Source organism: Fictibacillus gelatini DSM 15865, assembly GCF_000430745.1.
GTDB classification, from domain to species: domain Bacteria; phylum Bacillota; class Bacilli; order Bacillales; family Fictibacillaceae; genus Fictibacillus_A; species Fictibacillus_A gelatini.
In genome coordinates this window covers 471810-490687 of the sequence record NZ_AUMP01000001.1, presented here as the reverse complement: position 1 = coordinate 490687, position 18878 = coordinate 471810, and the positions used below count along the sequence as shown (strand labels likewise).

Annotated in this window: 21 protein-coding genes; 11 read left to right on the top strand and 10 right to left on the bottom strand. The window is 38.7% G+C overall.

The features are described from left to right. Window positions 1-124: 124 nt before the first annotated feature. The 5 genes from trhA to H538_RS24970 all read right to left on the bottom strand — a co-directional run bounded on the left by trhA (window position 125) and on the right by H538_RS24970 (window position 5318). Window positions 125-766 carry a PAQR family membrane homeostasis protein TrhA gene (gene trhA, locus H538_RS0102570; protein WP_026676239.1) on the bottom strand — a complete coding sequence of 214 codons (642 nt, stop codon included), beginning with the start codon at window positions 764-766 and terminating at the stop codon, window positions 125-127. Between the two features lie 91 nt (window positions 767-857). Then, entirely contained in the window at window positions 858-2243 is a 1386-nt protein-coding gene (locus tag H538_RS0102565) for a sensor histidine kinase (protein WP_026676238.1), read from the bottom strand. Continuing rightward, entirely contained in the window at window positions 2240-2935 is a 696-nt protein-coding gene (locus H538_RS0102560) for a response regulator transcription factor (RefSeq protein WP_026676237.1), read from the bottom strand. Before H538_RS0102560 ends, H538_RS0102565 begins: the two co-directional genes overlap by 4 nt. Window positions 2936-2952: 17 nt before the next feature. Next, window positions 2953-4203 (bottom strand): hypothetical protein, encoded by a 1251-nt coding sequence (locus H538_RS0102555; protein WP_026676236.1) that lies wholly within the window; start codon window positions 4201-4203, stop codon window positions 2953-2955. Window positions 4204-4304: 101 nt separating this feature from the next. Then, the gene (locus H538_RS24970; RefSeq protein ID WP_051291211.1) at window positions 4305-5318 is read right to left on the bottom strand and encodes a polysaccharide deacetylase family protein; all 1014 of its coding nucleotides are present in this window, start codon (window positions 5316-5318) and stop codon (window positions 4305-4307) included. A gap of 93 nt (window positions 5319-5411) precedes the next feature. Between H538_RS24970 and H538_RS0102545 the strand changes: the two genes are divergently transcribed. The 4 genes from H538_RS0102545 to H538_RS0102530 all read left to right on the top strand — a co-directional run bounded on the left by H538_RS0102545 (window position 5412) and on the right by H538_RS0102530 (window position 8704). Then, window positions 5412-5603: a hypothetical protein gene (locus H538_RS0102545; RefSeq protein WP_026676235.1), complete on the top strand. Its 192-nt coding sequence runs from the start codon at window positions 5412-5414 to the stop codon at window positions 5601-5603. Between the two features lie 64 nt (window positions 5604-5667). Further along, window positions 5668-6648: a Bug family tripartite tricarboxylate transporter substrate binding protein gene (locus tag H538_RS0102540; RefSeq protein WP_081412556.1), complete on the top strand. Its 981-nt coding sequence runs from the start codon at window positions 5668-5670 to the stop codon at window positions 6646-6648. 51 nt (window positions 6649-6699) lie between these two features. Then, a complete protein-coding gene (locus H538_RS0102535) occupies window positions 6700-7158 on the top strand; it encodes a tripartite tricarboxylate transporter TctB family protein (RefSeq protein WP_026676233.1) in 459 nt (152 codons plus the stop codon). Window positions 7159-7177: 19 nt separating this feature from the next. After that, window positions 7178-8704, top strand: a complete 1527-nt coding sequence (locus H538_RS0102530; protein WP_026676232.1) for a tripartite tricarboxylate transporter permease — start codon at window positions 7178-7180, stop codon at window positions 8702-8704. Between the two features lie 19 nt (window positions 8705-8723). Here the strand turns inward: H538_RS0102530 and H538_RS0102525 are convergent, their stop codons facing one another. Continuing rightward, window positions 8724-10022 (bottom strand): purine/pyrimidine permease, encoded by a 1299-nt coding sequence (locus H538_RS0102525; protein ID WP_026676231.1) that lies wholly within the window; start codon window positions 10020-10022, stop codon window positions 8724-8726. A gap of 401 nt (window positions 10023-10423) precedes the next feature. Here H538_RS0102525 and flgM point away from each other — a divergent pair, with 401 nt between their 5' ends. Continuing rightward, window positions 10424-10702, top strand: coding sequence for a flagellar biosynthesis anti-sigma factor FlgM (gene flgM, locus H538_RS0102515; RefSeq protein WP_026676229.1), 279 nt, complete (start codon window positions 10424-10426; stop codon window positions 10700-10702). A 52-nt stretch (window positions 10703-10754) separates the two neighbouring features. Here the strand turns inward: flgM and H538_RS0102510 are convergent, their stop codons facing one another. Next, entirely contained in the window at window positions 10755-11150 is a 396-nt protein-coding gene (locus H538_RS0102510) for a phage holin family protein (protein WP_026676228.1), read from the bottom strand. A gap of 216 nt (window positions 11151-11366) precedes the next feature. On the opposite strand from H538_RS0102510, the gene H538_RS0102505 reads away from it, so the two are divergent. Next, a complete protein-coding gene (locus H538_RS0102505; protein WP_026676227.1) occupies window positions 11367-11639 on the top strand; it encodes a hypothetical protein in 273 nt (90 codons plus the stop codon). A gap of 89 nt (window positions 11640-11728) precedes the next feature. On the opposite strand, the gene H538_RS0102500 is transcribed toward H538_RS0102505, so the two are convergent. After that, window positions 11729-12352, bottom strand: a complete 624-nt coding sequence (locus H538_RS0102500; protein WP_026676226.1) for a hypothetical protein — start codon at window positions 12350-12352, stop codon at window positions 11729-11731. 136 nt (window positions 12353-12488) lie between these two features. Here H538_RS0102500 and H538_RS0102495 point away from each other — a divergent pair, with 136 nt between their 5' ends. Further along, window positions 12489-13514, top strand: a complete 1026-nt coding sequence (locus H538_RS0102495; RefSeq protein WP_026676225.1) for a YkvI family membrane protein — start codon at window positions 12489-12491, stop codon at window positions 13512-13514. Window positions 13515-13879: 365 nt separating this feature from the next. Here H538_RS0102495 and H538_RS0102490 read toward each other — a convergent pair whose 3' ends face one another. Together H538_RS0102490 and H538_RS0102485 are read right to left on the bottom strand one after the other, a co-directional pair. Next, complete coding sequence (locus H538_RS0102490; protein ID WP_026676224.1) at window positions 13880-14980, bottom strand: hypothetical protein; 1101 nt, start codon at window positions 14978-14980, stop codon at window positions 13880-13882. 34 nt (window positions 14981-15014) lie between these two features. After that, complete coding sequence (locus H538_RS0102485; RefSeq protein ID WP_026676223.1) at window positions 15015-15863, bottom strand: C39 family peptidase; 849 nt, start codon at window positions 15861-15863, stop codon at window positions 15015-15017. 275 nt (window positions 15864-16138) lie between these two features. Between H538_RS0102485 and H538_RS0102480 the strand changes: the two genes are divergently transcribed. Genes H538_RS0102480 through H538_RS0102465 form a run of 4 tightly spaced genes read left to right on the top strand, consistent with a single transcriptional unit; the run spans window position 16139 to window position 18836 of the window. Then, window positions 16139-16513: a YwqH-like family protein gene (locus H538_RS0102480; RefSeq protein WP_026676222.1), complete on the top strand. Its 375-nt coding sequence runs from the start codon at window positions 16139-16141 to the stop codon at window positions 16511-16513. Window positions 16514-16529: 16 nt separating this feature from the next. Further along, window positions 16530-16808 (top strand): YwqI/YxiC family protein, encoded by a 279-nt coding sequence (locus tag H538_RS0102475; protein ID WP_026676221.1) that lies wholly within the window; start codon window positions 16530-16532, stop codon window positions 16806-16808. A 13-nt stretch (window positions 16809-16821) separates the two neighbouring features. Beyond that, complete coding sequence (locus H538_RS24965) at window positions 16822-18414, top strand: ribonuclease YeeF family protein (protein WP_051291209.1); 1593 nt, start codon at window positions 16822-16824, stop codon at window positions 18412-18414. 14 nt (window positions 18415-18428) lie between these two features. Continuing rightward, on the top strand, window positions 18429-18836 hold the full coding sequence (locus H538_RS0102465) for a hypothetical protein (RefSeq protein ID WP_026676220.1): 408 nt from the start codon (window positions 18429-18431) through the stop codon (window positions 18834-18836). The last annotated feature ends 42 nt before the right edge of the window (window positions 18837-18878 follow it).

Here is an 18878-nt window from a genome sequence, read left to right as displayed (position 1 = left end):
AATTAGTTGGAGGTGGCTGGAGAAAGATTTAAAAGTACGACCAATAAAGCATTTGAAGCGTTCGGGATAAAATAATAGAAAGAAAGCCATCCAGCAATTAGTAATGGGATGGCTTTTTGTTTTTTTAGCGTATTGGCAATAGGTAGAACATCATAAGAAAATGGGCAATGCTGCCGGCGAGTACGAAAAGATGCCAGACTGCATGATGGAAAGGAAAGGCGCGCCAAACATAAAAAATGGAACCGACCGTGTACAAAACCCCGCCGGCAACTAAACATGCAATGCCATTTGTGGATAAATGATGCAAGACGGAGCTAAATGCAAAGATGATCATCCATCCCATTGCGATATAGCCAAGGGTAGATAAAATGACAAACTTTTTCGTGAAAAAAATTTTAAAGATGACACCGCAGAAAGCGATCCCCCATACAATACCAAATAGTGTCCAGCCCAATGATCCGCCAACTACAATTAAAACAATCGGGGTATACGTTCCAGCGATAAACAAATAAATGGCGGCATGATCCATAATTTCGAAAAGGTCCTTTATCCGTCCTTCGGGAAAGCTATGGACCAGAGTGGAAGACGTATAAAGCAAAAGCATCGTAGCACCGAAAATCGCGAAGCTAACAATATGCAAAGCCGTTCCATGCAATGAAGCAAAAACCGTTAAAATGGCGATTGAAGCAATGCTAATTAAGACGCCAATGCCATGGGTAATGCTATTGGCAATCTCTTCACCTTTGGAATACGTAAATGTGCCCATAAAATTCCTCCTCATTATCTAACAAAGTATAGCAGAAGATATGAAAATTTACGAATAAAAGGACATGTCTGTATCTGAGCATGTCCTTTTATCATTTGCCCTTTTTATAGTTTTTTGGCAGCTTAATCGTAACAGTTGTTCCTTTCCCGGGAGTGCTGTCGATCTTTAGCTCACCTTTATGAAGCGATACGATCTGCTCGGTTACGGCTAAACCGATTCCTGTTCCGAATTTGTTCGGATCAACCTGGTAGAATGTTTTCGTTAAAAGTGGAAGATGCCGTTTATCAATGCCGATCCCTTCATCTTTCACTCGAATAGAGACCGTATCTTTTTCTTCCGTCATATGGATGGTAATCTTGCCATTTTCATGCGAGTATTTAATCGCATTATCAATCACATTGATGAATACTTGCTTAAGACGGCCTTCATCAGCGAAAATCGTGCACGGATTATTTTCTTCCATTTGAATGGAGCAGCCTTTTTCTTCCGCTTTCACTCGCATTTGCATCATTGCCTGCAATAGAAGATGGTCCAAACGAAATTCGTCCGGAAATAATACAATTTCTCGATCCGCAGACAACTTTGAGAAATCAAGTAAATCTTCGACAAGAGAAATCAATCGGTTGGTTTCATCGGAAATGATTTTTAAGCCTTGTTTTTTATCTTCTTCTGACAAAAATCCTTTATCTGACTGAAGGGTTTCACTCCACCCTTTAATTCCGGTTAAAGGTGTTCGAAGCTCATGCGAGATGGATGAAATAAATTCACTTTTTAACCGATCGGTTTTTACTATTTCATCGGCCATATAATTTAACGTTTTTGCCAGATCGCCAAGCTCATTTTTATAATTTTCGTTAATCCTGTTGTCGAAATCACCTTTTGCCATATCTTTTGAAACGGAAATGATTTTATTGATCGGATCAACGATAGAATTGGCCAGCTTTGTACTGATGAATAAAACGATCAAGCAAATAATAATCCCATAGAGAATGGCGGTAAAAGACAAATAAAAAATCACTTTATTAACGGCATTTAATGAAGTTTCGTAATTTAAAATGCCATAAATTTGCCCCTGTTTTTTAATCGGGTATTGTACATTCATGATATGTTCTCCCGTTTTATCACTTTTTATAAGGTGATATTCGGGCTTATTACTAAAAAGGACTTCATTAATCGGGAGTTTATCTGATTCTATAAATCCGCTGGTCGATAAAATGACATTTCCTTTTAGGTCGACAATTTCAAGCTCCGTCCCTTTAAATTTTGCTTTCGATAAAATTTCATCCGCCTGAGTATAAAGGCTTTGATTTTTTTCATCTTCCGTAATAAAAGCGGATGACGTTTTCGCATGGTCAATAATGGCCTTAGCCGTCCCTGAATAATAAAACCGTTGGACATAAATTAAAAAAACCGCTTCAACAAAGACGATGGTCAATAAAATGACCATCATAAAGTACAATATAACCCGGCGTTTCATCGGTCAGCGTCTCTCCAAATATATCCTCTGCCCCAATAGGTTTCGACATATTTCGGACTGGACGGATCGTCTTCAATCTTTCTTCTTAGACGGCGGATATTCACATCAACGATTTTTGTATCTCCGATATAATTTTCTCCCCAAACGAGATCGAGAAGCTCATTGCGTGAAAGAGGCTGATTTTTATGTTTAAGTAAATGTTTGGCCAGCTGAAATTCAGTCGGCGTTAAATCGATCGTCACGTTATGTTTCGTTAACCGTTCTTCTTTTATATAAAATTCAAAAGGACCTGACGTGATTTTTTCAACTTGCTTCTTTTTTCTTTTTGTCCGGCGCAAAAGGGCCTTCACCCTTGCGACTAATTCAGGCGGGCTGAAAGGTTTGGCAACATAATCGTCGGCCCCGATCGTCAATCCGTGCACCCGATCATCTTCCTGGACTTTTGCCGTCAGCATGATGATTCCGATATGTGAATATTTTTTTCGGATATGTTCGCATACTTCAAATCCGTCAATACCAGGAAGCATAACGTCCAATAAGGCGATATCGATATCTTGCCCATCTTCTTCAAGGATCGAAAGTGCTTTTTCGCCCGATTCAGCTTCAAGAACTTTAAATCCCGCACTTTTTAAATTTATAATAACAAAGCTTCGAATGGCTTGTTCATCTTCAACTACTAGTATTTTTGTCATGACAACCTCCACATTCATTATTCTTCAGGAAATTCGACAATCGAATGGAAGTACTTAGAATTCTTTCGGTTTTCAGCCGTGTTGGCAGTAGCATAAATATAGCGGTCCGTCCGGCGAATCGGAATAAATTTGTCACTGTTATTCCAGCGTTTATGTGTAAATATTTTAATGGTTAATAGCGGCTTGTTAGAATTGACTTCTACAATTTGAATCATCCGGCGGCTCTTATTTTCCTTAATCGTTACGTTTCCTACCCAGCTCTCGGGAAAATCGACATAGAACCCTTTTTCGTTATCGACGTACAATTCTTTAACTAACTCTAATTTTTTTGGCGTCCATTGATAGTATTGCTCAATCCAGACGGCTGTTGCATAAGGTTCTTTTTCATACCCTTTTGCGACTCTTGCATTTCCGATTTCAACGATCCCATCGTTGTTAATATCAACGCTTTTAATCATGTAAGGCTTAAAGGTCGCTTCGTCGTTTTTGAAAATTTTCTTCAGCTTCCCCTGGTCGAAAATAACTAATTGGGTATATGCTGAATGGGCACCCTCGCCGATATCTAATACTAGCGCCCGTTTATTTTTCGTTATATTGGCCGCAAACATATGATCATAAAAGCCATATTGATCGAGAACGGTTTCTGAAAGCTTTGAAAACTTCTCATGTTTATCCGCCTGGTAAAAAGAAACTTTAACTTCCTTGTCTTTTTTTACCCTTAAAATCGAAATGTCTGTTTGCTTGTCTTGATTAAGGTCATCCAATACCGCTTTCGTATAAAACTGATCAAAAACTTTTTTCGTCGTTTTGCCGTTCACTGAAAGGACAAGCAAGGCGTTATTATAAAAATCATGGTAAGTAATTCCTGCAACTATATCAAGCTTACCATTATTTGTGACATCTTTAAATTGAAGCATATCCAGTGAATAACCCTGGATGGTCGCCTGCGAAATTTTTTTCCATTTGTTATGGCTATTCGCAAAGATTATCAATTTAATGTCATAAGCATCTTTGTCCGTTTTATAAAAAACGATCGCTTCTTTTTTATGATCAGCATTGATATCAACTAACGAAATGTATGATTTTTTCTTTCCTTGATCCGGCGCGAGCATGATTGCATGTTTCGGAAGGTAATGGCTAATTTGGCTTTTTAGACTTGCCTGCTTTGCTTCGAGTTTTGGCGTTTTCAATAAATCTTCCGGAGATTTTGGCATGCCGCAACCAGATAACGCTAACAGTAAAGTGAAAACAATGAGTAAGTATTTCATACGTCAATCCTTCTTTTTGAATTTTAAAAGACTACATTAGCCAACCGCTAATCTAGTCTCTTGAATAGGCTGCATATAATACTATCGTATACAGGTAGAATTTATTTAACCGTCTTTTGTTTAAATTGCAGTGGTTTCATATCAGGCGTCAGTGCTTTCATTTGATAGCCGTTTTCTTTTAAATACTTTAATAGAAGTGGGAGATGTGGCGCGGTTTCCGGACGATCATGAAGCAAGATGACGAGCTTTTCATGGCTTCCCTTTAACCGTATAATTTGTTGAATGGTATTATTGACAAATCGGCGGTCGCGATAGTGCCAATCTTTGCTGTCAACGTCCCAATCCCACATAATAAACCCTTGCTCTTTCACTGCTTGCCGGTATTCTTTCTTCATGCGGGGAACACTTCCATAAGGCGTCCGAATAAGACGGGCATTGTACCCGGTGATCTTTTTTAACGTATTCTTGTCTTGCATCATTTCTCCGACAACCGTTTTCTTCGATTGATAAAAAAGATGGGCATTATGTGTTACACCGTGCAGCCCTACAGTGTGGCCCTCAGCCACCAATCGTTTCACTGCAGCCTTATATTCCTTCATTCTCGGTTCCAGCATGAAAAAGGTCGCTTTTGCATGATACGTTTGAAGTGAATCTAAAATTTGATTTGTTACTGGCGATGGCCCGTCGTCAAACGTTAAATAGACGATATTATCGTTTGTAGGTTTTTGTCCTTGCTGATTTTTCTTGTTTTTCGTACTTGAATTTTTATTATCGGTTGCTTTTGCGGTTGAATGATCAGGAGAAGAAGGAGTCTTCGCTTTTTCTTTTTTCGCAACCTTATGATCCGTTTCATGATGCTGTTTCGTTTTTGAGTCAGATGATTTTTGATCGTTCGGCTGTTTATCGCCTTCTTTTTTTATAACAGCGGGATCCGTTTTTTCACCAGCTGTCTGGCTTGAGGCCGGCTTTGTTTTATCATCATTTTGAAAGGCACTGCAGCCGACAAATAGAAGCAAGACAACAGCAGCAATAGCAATAGTGACTACGAATCTTTCTTTTTGCCTTTTTCGTTTTCGCTTTTTCTTTAAGCTCATAATCCCAACTCTTTTCCCCATTTTTCCCTCCTTCAAGTATAAATGACTACAAGTTTAAAAGGGTTACAGAAAAGTTACAGAAAACAACGTGAATTGACTGATAAGTGCATCCAAATGATTGATAATCTATGCGAAATGATTGATAACTGGTGCGAATTAATTGATAAAAAAGAAGTAGAAGGGCTGTTGTTAAAAGAACGGTTCCTTTTAAGCGTGAACTTAATGAACAAAATGCACTTTATGATCGAAATATTTATTTTCAGAATATTAGGTATTATTATTCTTGTAAGCGTTGCCAAAACGTGAATTTAAAGGGGGAATTAGATTGTTGAAGGGAACGAAGAAATGGTCAAAATTTTTAATGATTGGCATGCTGGCACTTAGTGTTACGGCCTGCAGCAAAGACACGGCGAACTCAGGGAAGTCAACGTCGGCTTATCCTGAAAAGCCGCTTGTTGTCGTTGCTCCATCGGGTGCCGGCGGTGGATGGGATTTAACGGCGAGGTCGCTGACGAAAATCCTGAATAAAACGAATCTTGTCGCTCAAACGATGACGGTAGAAAACAAACCGGGAGGCGGCGGCACGGTATTCATGGCCGAATATGCAACGCAGGAAAAGGCGAATGATTATAAGCTGTTCGTCAATTCACCGCCGATTCTCATCAATCATTTAAAAGCGGAAGGCAACACCCCTTATGGGTATAAAGACACAACGCCGCTTGCCCAGCTGACAAAAGACTACGGCGCCATTGCCGTTAAAGCGGATTCAAAATATAAAACGCTTAAAGATGTGATCAATCAATTAAAGAAAAATCCGAAGTCAATCACGGTAGCTGGTGGTTCTGCGCCAGGCTCCATGGATCATCTCGTTTCAATTCTTCCTGCTTACAAGTCAGGAATTGATCCAAAGTCGATCAAATATGTCGCCTATGATGGCGGGGGAGAGGCAGTCGCATCTTTATTGGGAGACAATGTTGATGTGATTGGAACAGACGTGTCTTCGCTCGGTGAATATGTAAAGGCCGGGAAAATAAAAATTCTTGCTGTTGAATCGCCTGAGCGCCTCGGCGGTGATTACAAAGATGTACCGACGTTAAAAGAGCAAGGAATTGATGCGGAATTCATCATTTGGCGCGGGGTATTTGGACCGAAAGAAATGTCAAAAGACGCGAAAAAATTCTGGGATGATACGCTTAAAAAACTGTCCGAAAAAGAGGAATGGAAGGCAGAGCTGAAAGCGAATAACTGGGAGCCAGAATACAAGGATTCAGAAGAGTTCACGAAGTTCTTGAAAGATCAAGAAACGATGATTCAAAAAATGCTCAAGTCGCTTGGAATGGAGAAGAAATAATAGAGAAGAAGAGCCCGCCTCTTCTTTTCTATTCTATCGTGAGGTGAAGTTATGAGCAAAACATTTGATCGGTATGCAAGTTTCATATTTTTCATCGTCGGCATGGCTTTTATGATTGAAAGCGGACGAATTTCCCATTCCGCTTATGGAAGCAACGTGGGGCCGAACGTGTTCCCGTTTCTTCTCGGACTCATTCTCGGTTTATTAAGTATTAAATTATTTATTGAAACGATGAAGTACCAGAATGAGCGAAAGGAAAAAGAAGCCCTCGATTATAAAAAGTTTCTCATCATTTTAGTAGCTGCCATTCTTTACGCTCTTCTATTGGAGCCGCTCGGTTATATCATTAGCACGTTTCTCTTCCTTCTTGTTGGATTTCAAACGATTGAAAAAGGCGGCTGGGTGAAAACCGTTTTGATTTCGGCAAGCTTCTCTTTCGGTGTCTATTATCTCTTTGCCGAAGTGTTGAAAGGAACATTGCCGGGCTTGCCGGCCTGGTTTAGTTCATGATGAAAGGAGGCGGCTTTACATGGACACGGTACACTATCTTTTAGAAGGCTTTGGAACGGCACTTTTGCCGATTAATATTTTATTTGCGTTTATCGGTGTTTTAATCGGAACGGCGGTCGGAGTTTTACCCGGAATTGGGCCAATGAGCGGCGTTGCCCTATTGATTCCGGTGACCGCCTCGATGACGGGAGGAATGGATCCAGCGGCGGCCGCGACAAGTTCCATTATTTTGCTTGCTGGCGTGTACTACGGGGCGATGTATGGCGGATCGACAACATCTATTCTTTTAAATACGCCGGGTGAATCATCGTCAGTTGTAACAACATTAGACGGCTATCAATTGGCCAGGCAAGGAAGGGCGGGTTCAGCGCTTGCGATAGCGGCGATCGGCTCATTTTGCGCCGGGATTGTTTCCTTAATCGGACTCGCATTGTTAGCAAAACCTTTATCGGAAGTTGCTTTAAAGTTCGGGCCAGCCGAATATTTTTCTCTCATGTTGCTCGGGCTGGCAGCCGTCAGCGGTCTTGCTGGAAATTCGATGACGAAAGCCGGAATCATGACCATATTTGGATTGCTTCTATCTACGATCGGTCTGGACAACGTTTCAGGGGTTGCCCGGTTCACGTATAATATTCCCGCGCTTTATGGGGGACTGGAGTTTCTAACGGTGGCGGTCGGTTTATTTGCCCTCGGAGAAGTCTTCAAAACGATTCTTCATAAAGAAAGTCATGATGGCAATTTAGCGAAAGTCGGCAAAATCCTTCCTTCGAAACAAGAATTGAAGGAAAGCTCGGGACCGATTGCAAGAGGATCGCTGCTAGGCTTCTTTGTCGGCGTTTTGCCTGGAGCCGGCGCAACGCTTGCTTCCTTCTTCTCTTACATTATGGAAAAGAAAATAAGCAAGACGCCTGAAAAGTTCGGAAAAGGAACGATTGCCGGAGTCGCTGCCCCTGAATCAGCCAACAACGCCGCCTCGGGTGGAGCGATGATCCCATTATTGACATTAGGAATACCAGGATCGGGGACGACCGCCATTTTAATGGGAGCACTGATCATGTATAACATTCAGCCGGGTCCTCTTTTGTTTCAAGACCATCCGGGTGTCGCATGGGGATTAATCGCAAGCATGTTTATCGGAAATGTCATGCTCTTAATTTTGAATATGCCGCTCGTTAAAGTGTTTGCCAAAATTATTGAGACTCCGCCAAAATATTTAATCCCGATCATCATCGCGATATCTGTCTTTGGCGTGTACGCCGTTCAAGTCAATACTTTTGATCTTATTTTATTAATCATTTGCGGCCTTGCGGGGTACTACCTGGCGTCGAATGATTTTCCGCTCGCACCGCTCGTCCTTGGGCTCGTGCTCGGACCGATGATAGAAAACAATATGAGAAGAGCGCTTACTGCATCAAACGGCGATTTTATGGTTTTTTTGGAAAAACCGATTTCCCTTGCCTTTATCGTTATTGCCGTACTCTGGATTGTCATTCCGTTTGTCCTTAAATTAAAAGGGAAAAAGGTTCTTATTAACGAAGAAGCATAAAAAAAGTGCTGCCCCTTCGTCAATGATCACGACGTAAGGGAGCAGCCTCTTTGTTTTTTAAAACCCGTTCAAGAATCATGCATACAATCATGCCAAGAACGAGACCGTTATTTAAAATGGTTGTTAGCAGACTCGGAAGTCCTGTTAAAGCACTTGCCGGTATAAATAAACTGCCAATACCAATCATTAAGGATATGCTAATGATCAACGACGTATTTTCGGTAAAGTTTAATAGACGATATTCGTTGAAAGCAATTGCGATTAAACTTGAAAAAGGAAGAAACATCGTCGCATAGCCAACCGGTGCCGGCAAATTGGCGAAAAAATGGGTAAGTGCTGGAAAGAAACTAACAACTAACATAATCATACTTCCAATAAGAAAAGGGAGGCGCTGGTAGATTTTCGTTGTTAAAATGAACCCGGCCGTTGCTGATATAGGCACGCACGCAACGGCAGAAAATATCCCCGCAATCCACGTATTGATTCCCATCATGACAGTGACCCGGTTGAACGGAATGGGCGTTGTCGATACTTTCGCATTTTTGTACGTTTTTTCAACAACATTAATGGTCGCAACCATATTCGCCAGCAATAATAGGCCGATGAAAATGGAAGTGACAAGGATGCCCGAGCTAAATTGCGGCAAGCCCCATGCAAACCATTTTGGTACGGAAATCCATTGTCCGCTATAAGAATCATGCTTCGTTAACCCTAATAATCCGAATAGCGCCCACCCGATTAAAAGGCTAAGAAGAAGCGAATAACTATTAAGAAACTTAACGTTTGACTTCGAAAAAAAGATGGAAATTATGACAACAATACACGCGCAAGCAGCAACTTTTCCATTAAAATGGCCGGAAGAATAGCCAATCCCTGCAATGCCCTTAACGAATGAACCGCTCAATTGGGAAACAAGAAGAAGCAAATAAGTACCCGTTACAAGCGGTGTAAACAATTTCTTAACAGGTTCCATCCATTTTAACAGGCCTAATAAAATAAAGAGCGCGCCACAAATCAACATCCCCATTTCCAGTTCTTGAAGACCTCTTGCGGTGCTTAAAGAACCGGATGCAACAAGTCCTGCGTAAATGATAAAAACACCCCACCAGAGGCCGGCTGGCCCTTCGGAAATAGGCAATCGATGACCAAATAATGTTTGGAGTAACCCGGAAACCCCGATAACGAGAAATGTCCGCTGCAGCAATTCAGCAATTTCCTGTGGTGACATGTGGAAGGAATGACCGATCGCAATCGGCGTAATAATGGCCTGCGCTAAAATAAAAAAGAGCCATTGTAAAGATGAGAAAACGGTTTTCATGATGTAACACCTTCATTATGTTAAAAGTCACAAAGCTAATTATAGCATAAAAAGAAAACATAAATACCCCGTTAAAGATTTAAACACTTTCGAAGTACTATTTTGAACAAAATAGTCACTACAAAAAGGGGTTAGGGACCGGTAAGATATGGACACAATACTATACGATGAAATCGTCATTTGGATGGAAAACAACTTAAACGATTTTCACAATTTTAAACCTTTTTTGTTTACGGATGTATGGATTCATTTGTTTTGTGAATCACGGAATAGTGGAAAAGAGTATGAAATAAAATATGATAAAAACAATAACAAGCTTTTTATGAGGTATTTGGAACCGTCTGAAATTGATGACGATTGGATTTGTATCGGAAACATAAAGAGATGAATGAGGTGTGACAATGAAGATAGAGAACATAAATAACGTTCATCCTGTAAATCAAGCGAAACAAAAGTATACTTATCCTCAAGAAGAACAACAGAAATCAAAACAAAATAAAGACAGAATTGAAATTTCTGATGAGGCAAGAAAGCTGCAAGCAAATTCATCTTTACAAGCTGAGCGGCTTAGAAAAGTTGAAGCGCTCCGGAAACAGATAAAAGCTGGAGAATATAAGATCGATCCGCAAAAAATTGCGGAGAAAATGGCTTCTTTCTACGGCATAAAAAAAGCAGATTAGATTTTAATACATCTAATCTGTCTGTTTATGTCCTCAAAAAAGAATGATAGAATTACTCTTTATCCTTTTGATCGTGCAGTAATTTAATCATTTTTTTTAAAGCCTTTGGAATCGGTACATTCAATCTCCCTACATTTTCAATTACTGATAACAGCTCATTCGCAATATAAAAGAAAATGGTCGCATCTCTTATATAATGAAAGGCGAAAATTTGATCAAGTGAATGGGCGACGGCCACAACAAATAAAATAGCAACTTTTTTTAATATTCCTCTAAAACCAACTTTGCTTGAGAGCTCGCCCTCATAAGCGGAAGCGATTAGTCCTGATACATAATCGATGACAATAAATACAACAAGTGCGCCAAGCAGCTTGGAAGGGCTCCCGAACAAATAAGTAAGAATCATGCCAACAAACGTAAACAACCCACTAAAATAAAGCTTATCCATAAAAAATGATCCCCCCTATTGAACAGAACGTGATGTAAAAATCTATTACATCTGTTAATAGATTATGATATTGTCGATTGATGGTTACGGTATACAACTAAGAAATAACTATTTTTAAAAGGGAATAAATGAATGATTTTTGCTTGAAAAAAATGAAGCAAAGTGATAATTTTTTGTTACAATAGAAAAAACCATTTGAAGGAGGAAGATAGTAGTATGAATAAAATTACTCTTGGTTTGCCTCCACGCTGTCACAAAGTATTTTTTGACGGAAAGGTTTTTAAGATTAAAGATTTTAACAATGAGAAATGGGTTGTTCCTGTTTCAAGAACAGAGAGCGCTGAAGTAAATAAGCTCGATGAAGAGACGGGAAGGCTGAATATAATAGGGAAGGATCGGATTCTTGCCTCCCTCGAAATGCCCCTGCGCTTTTGTGAAATAGGCAAAGGCTGGCTATTGGATAAATTGACAAAAACGAAAAGAAAATAAATAAATAACGATACGGCAGCCGCCGTATCGTTTTTTTGCGAAAGAAGAACGCCTTGGACTCTATAAAGCGCCGTTAAACCATTTACAATTTAAAATTCCACTTTCATTTTAAAAAGAATGACTCTCGAATTTTTTAAAAGCTTTTGTACCGCTTCTTTATTCCCGGTAAAAATATCTGAACGCATCGGAATCCCGCTCTTGTCATGTTGATTTTCTGCAAAGGCATATAAAATGATAGATTCCCCGGGTTTAATTATGGTTTGATCTGATAGTCTTATAGACGCAGAGTTGCTATCAGAAAAAGAGGAAACCGATATCGAATCGCCGCCCGACATCAAACCGCCCTCTGATTTAACTGAAGCGTAATAAGAAATTTTCGTCTTTTTCTTTTCTTTCTCCATTTCCTGGCGATAAAAAATGAGTGCTTTTTTTGTTTTTTTAGAATGAATGGTAAATAGAGGTAAATCTTTTTTTAGCTTTCCATTTTCATATAGTTCCAACGAAAGCTTAATTGCCTTCAATTTTTTTTCGGCGCCATTCACTTCCAAAAAAAGATGGTCTGAAGGAAGTGTAAGATCCAAAATATCCTTTTCCCGTTTTGACATTTTCAGCGGCTGAACCGTAAGTCCGTTTGCAGGCTTTTGCTGATTTGTTTCACAACCGGACATTAAAAATAAAATACTGCAAAGCAAAATCAATATCCATTTTTTCATCACTAACCCCCTAAAAGTTAACGTATTATTCTAAGTTTACCAAAAAATAAACGGTAGATGGTAAACATTTAGAATTCCTTCTAATTTTTTTGTACAGGCATACATTAGTATGGGGAATGGACATGGGGGGACGGAGATGGCAAGTCGACGAAAACAGATGATGCAAATTGCGGCAACCTACATTGGAACGGTTGTCGGTGCGGGATTTGCAACAGGCAGGGAAATCGTTGAATTTTTTACGAGCTACGGTTCCGCCGGATTAATCGGGATTATCATCAGCGGGCTCTTGTTTATTTTCCTCGGGACAAGAATCATGCTCGTTGCCAGGAAAATCGGAGCACATACATACGAGGACATTAACCGCCACATGTTTGGCTCCCGAATGGCTTCATTTGTGAACATCATCCTTTTTATTATGCTGTTCGGCGTGACCTCGGTCATGCTGTCAGGAACGGGTGCCATTTTTAAAGAACAGCTTCATTTGTCGTTTCAGATTGGGATTTTCTTAACGCTTTTCCTCGTGTATATTGTTATGCAAAAAGGAATGAAAGGCATTTTATGGACAAATTCGATTGTTGTCCCGATCATGGTTCTTTTTTCGATCGTTATTTCGATTTCGATGCTTGATGATGCAGGGAGCCGGGCCCTTATAGAGCAAGATGATTTCATCGGCCAGTGGAAGTGGCTGTTTAGCTCTTTTACGTATGCCGCTTTTAACTTAACGCTCGCGACAGCAATTTTAGTTCCATTAAGCAAAGAGGCAGAGGATGATGGTGTGATTAAGTGGGGAGGGCTGTTCGGCGGATTAGGATTAATGTTTATTTTATTAAATAGCCATTTTGCCTTATATTCCGTTCCAAGGGTTCTAAATTATGAAATCCCTATTGCAGAAATTATCGGTCAGCTCGGTGCAGTTGTCCATTTGCTTTTTTTGCTCGTTGTCTACGGGGAAATCTTCACGACCTTGATCGGAAATCTGTTTGGTCTTGTTGGCTCACTGACCCGGAATTTCCGGGCATCATCCAACATGCTCTTGCTTGTTATCATGCTCGGCAGCTATTTGATCAGCCAATTTGGCTATTCTTCCTTGCTTCACTTTTTGTATCCGCTGTTTGGGATGATCGGCCTTGTTTTTTTAGTGATGCTTGCATTCAAACGGTGAAAAGACATGAAGAGATGTTCATGTCTTTTTACTGTTACTCCAAAGTTTTTATTGTTCATTGTTTAATACGAACAATCTTATAGTGAGGGTATTATGCTTAACGGATGATGTGAACACAATCATGAAGTCGTTTGATGATTGTCACTTTGCCTAAAATCCAGGACGAAGGTGTGCTTTCTGAAATCTATCGAGCGAGAAAGAAAGAACGGGAGACGCTTTATCAATTTTATCTTAATTAATACGCTAAATTAGGTGTAACAGGATATCGAGACAATAAGAATGGTAATTTTTAAAGGGATGAAGACACATATCTTAGCCACTTAAGATAAAAACCTCCTTTCTATAGTGGAAGGAGGTTGGAAATTTTAATTTAATGGAAGATCTGATGTGGTTATTAATAAACTTGACCTTTTATCTGTTTTATCTTTCATCATTAAATAGTCGCCCATCTGATTAGTAGAGATGTCAAATATATCGGATTCATTTAACTTACCTAATTTTGTTATAGTATTTTCATTTACTTTGTAAATTTGATAATCTTCATAACCATCCATATGAACAAATAAATGATTAGAGGAGTCTTTTTGAAGACCGTCTACTCCCATTTTTTTATTTGAGAATTCTTTAACTTTTTTTGTTGAAGTATTATATAATACTAACTTATTATCAGAAAAGGAACTGGAGTTAAATGATAAATATACAAACTGATGATCATTTAATAGTTCGCCCCAACCAATATTTTTATGGGGTACACGGAAATGATATAATTTTTGTTTTGGAATATCATATATATAACAAATTCCCCCTTTTTTTTCTACATCTGTAAATAGAATCTTTTTGTTTTGAACCGATAAATCATTATTTTGTAAAGTATGTGAGTTTAGTGAGTGAATTTTTGTATTTCGGTGTTTATTTAAGTCACGAATCATAACATAAGACTTTTCTTTTTTCCGGTCATAATAAATCCAGGCCAAATGACTATCTGACAAAACAGGAAAACTATTCTGAATAGAGGGATCATTTTCGTGCATAACGGCTTCAATCTTCTTTGTTTCAATATTCATTAAATAAATATTGATTTTAGTTCCATAACCATCGGAGTCTATCCATGTCAACCATTTACCGTTGGTTTGCACCCCCTGTACAGACGGGTCACTAAATTTAGAAGTGAAGAGTGTTGTTACCTTCTTAGTTTTTTTATTAAAGTTAATCAACTTGTTTGCCATTCCGTAAGGATTTTTATCCCCTACACTTATATAAATATCATCCTTATATGAGGAAAAAGAGGATAGGTTTTCAAACGGTAATTCAACCTCCGTCCTTTTATCTCTATCAATAATTTTAATATGCTTTAAATTTTTTTTTGAATAGCTTTCCTTTTTACCTGAATTATAATTTTCATTTACACAACCGCAACAAAATACAATTAGAAAAATCAATCCAATTAAAACTTTTAGTATTTTCATTGATGAAATCCTCTCACTTTTCTTATTATCGTTATTACCAAACCATAACGGGATTTTTACTAGTTTCTTTATTAGCTTTATAAACTGCTTGAGCTATACCTTTTACACCCTGTTTTGTTGTTCTAATTCTTTCCCAATATACTGGTTTTGGAATAACATCTGTATGATCATTAGGGTCTACTAACCTAAATTCATCGGCATTTTTATCATATCCACTTACAGTAACATAATGTCGCCAGTCCCTCCTTTTGTAATTTGGCATATATTTTGTTTTTAATAAAAGAATTGGTGCTGTTTTTTTACTTCTAAGCGTGGCCTTCACCCTAGTTTCTAACTTAACTGCCGGATAATCAAATTGGGCTATATTTCCTATAACATAAGGGTTGCTACTAAATTTATATACATACTTATATTGATTAAGAGCATGAGCAATCCAAGTTGAAGTTGCAGCGCCTTTTCCGGGAAAAACACCCATTGATCTTCCTAAATAATCTTGTGATGGTAGTGGTTCAGAACTTTTGCTTTTCAATTTATGAAAACTTAAAGCTTGTCTACCCGATGCTACACCGCAAAAATTCCAATATTTTTGCATATTAGGATTAACTGATATTGTATAATGTTCATTAGATGAAGCAGCAAAATTGCTTTTAAACATTGTTTCCTCTTTTTCAATTTGTCTATCTTTTTTTTCCTCCAAAGACTTATAGTATTTTTCATTTCTAACATATTCCGGATCGTAAAGGGTAGCTCCAGTATTAGTTGATTTCTCAATTCTCGTATTTTTAATGTCACCATTCATTGAACTTGCATATATAGGTTCCGACATAATTAAAGTTGTGCTTAAAAATATTGTTAGACTTAACCCCGCAACTTTTTTATTCATGAATTTCCTCTCCTTACATCATCTTAGTTTTACAACTACTAAATCATACAATATTTTCCTGGATTTCTAATGAGTCCTTTTTACTAAATATCCTTATTTTTCTATATCGTGCCAAAAGAATAACTAATGAAACTAAGTAGCACTTTCTGGTAAATTGTATTTTAAAAAAGCCCTAATTATTTTCTGGAATAGGTATATAGACTTATTTTCATTTGAAACAATAGACCGTGAAAATGAGTTTGCTATAATGTAAAAAAACGGAAAGGGTTGATCGTTTGGACGTAATAGAAAGTACAATTCGTTCGAATATAGCGTCTTCCAACGCTTTAATTCGTGTAAAACAAGAACAAATTCATCAATTGCTCGCATGTAAAAAGAAATTGGCTGACTGCCGCAGTGATTTTCATGACAATAAGTCTTTATGCCTAAACCCCTCTTTATCTAATCGTACATATCATGGCAGCTGGGCAAGCCAATTCGACGAAATCAGAAAACAAGGAATTCAAAGTGCTTATCATGACGTTACGAAAAAGCAGTTTCAACATGCCTTTAAAGTGTTGACGGATAAAATAACGCAACTTCAGAGCGAAATCGATGCTCTTCAGTTGTCGGTTACGGCATTAGAAACACAGCTTGCGATTTTGCCTTAAATGAGGGAGTGAGGAAATGAGCGGCGAAATTAAAATCAAGTTTGGAGAAGTGGAAAAGAAATTAATAAAACTGCACACCTCTTCAAATGCGCTTATAAGTTCTTTACCGACAGACATTGGCGGCGATACGGTTCTTGATGTTGTCGCAAAGCTTAATACTCTGAATAGCACGCTCAACAAAGTCATTCAATCCTACAAAAGTTTATGCTTAAAAAATGAAAAAGCAACGAGTCAAGCGGTCCAATCAATGAAAGAAACAGATGAAAAAATAGCCGTTTCCATGACTTTCCGGTAAGGAGGGAACGATCATGAAACGTTTGGATGTTCAAGGTTTTCGTTCGGGGATTGACGACATTCTTCATCACTTAAGAACACTTGATGAGCAAATGAAACAAATCAAGGACGATATGAACGGCATCATCGGTTTAGAAGACGCTTTGAAAGGAAAAGGGGGACAATCCATTCGCTCCTTTTATCAAGAGTGTCACGGTACATTTTTATTGTTTTTTGAAGGGTTTCTAACAAACTATAAATCCATTTTGCGGACGATGAAGCGGGAACTTCAATCGCTTGAGCCAGCCGAAGATGGCTTTATCGACGAGGAGTTTTTAGAGCACCATCTTGAACAGGGATTGAAAAAAATAGAGTCCGTAACGATCGAATTAACGGATGAGGCGAACCGGATCATGAAGTCGGTCAACGACATCGTTGATTTGCCACAAATTCAAGACGAAGGTGTGCTTTCTGAAATCCATCAGGCAAGAAAGAAAAAGCGGCAGACGCTTGAGCAATTATACCGATTCGATTATGTACAAACGAACGCACTGAATTCGGTGGAACAGGATATCGAGACGATGAGTCGTTATTTAAAGCAAATGGAGTCGATGTTTCAAACCGGACAAAATGTCATTGAAAACTTTTCTTCAAATCTTTTGTTGAAAAACGACGCGTATGCCGCCTTGAAAAAAGGAATCGAAGAAAGAAATGGCCGGGTTAGTCCACAGGAACTCCCTTCAAGTTTTCTCTATCCGAAGACGATCATGTTGCCAGATCCCGGCCAAATACTGGCCGACTGGCTGAACGAATACCGAATGAGAGCCTCTGGCTATAAATTCAGGGTTTGGGCGTTTACAAATACAGGAGTACCCTCAGACAAAATAGGAAGTGGCACGACAACCAGCGTGTCATTTGAACCATTCAATGAGCAAAATAATCGGTACAGTCTGTCAAATGAACGCCAAAAGTATATAAGTGAATGGCTCCAGGCTCTAGGAACACCGCGAGAAAGGTATTTCGAAACGGGAGACGATGAGGGAAATAGCAATGAAGTCGATTACGTGAACCGAAGACCGGACTTTTCTGATAAACTGAAAGTGATGGGGAACCCGAACTCCAAGCTTGCGGGAGATATGTTCACACTTGGCGATATTGCAGCCGGGGTAGGGGGTTTTTGGATTAGCGACGTTGAAACGATGTTTGATGAAAACGCAAGCTTCGAAGACCGGGCACTTTCGACCGTTTTTACGCTTGTGAAGCCTGCTAAACTCGTGGAGAAAGGTTACGATTCCGTTAAGATAGGGAGACGAGTTCGGAAAGGGACGGAAAAAACTGTAGATGATTTAATCCAAGGAGCAAAGCCTATTAAAGACAAAGGTGTTGCTACAATTTATGATAAAACTGGTGGATATAGCAAAGCAGTAAAGGAATTCGAAACATTAAAGCCTGTAAAAGTTAAAGAAATCATTAATAAGAAAACTGGACAAGTTATTGGAAAACGTGGTCAAATTACCATTGATGGAAAGAACGTAAATATAAATGTGAGAATGAAGAGCTCACATGATAATAGGCCCACTATTGAAATTATTATAGATAAGTATGATAGGGTAAAAATTCGATATTAAGGGAGATTATACAAATGAAAAAAGAACAATGGCAAAAATGGAAACCGTTAGAGGAGTTTCCGAGTAAATTATGGTTTGATTATCTCCTACAAAACAGGGATGGATTAAAAGTACAGTTTGAAAGTGAAGATGAAAGAAAAGTAGAGGTCATATTTGGATATTCTGCTTTAACTCATAGAGTAACCGATGAAGGTGATTTGTTACAAACGATTGATTTTTGGTCTAGCGAATACGGAAATGACTTTTTTAGCTGGTCACTTTATAAATCCAGTAATTCTTCATTTATAGATTGGTTTCATGAAGAAAGCTGCGAAAAGTTTGAGGATGAAGCTATTGAACATTATGCTTTTATAACCCCAAATGAAATAATTGAAGTACTATCAGCAATTCCGCCAGAAATAATTATTAGTAAAAAGAAGTAATTTTTAAAGGGATAATAAGATAAAAACCTCCTTCCGCTACGG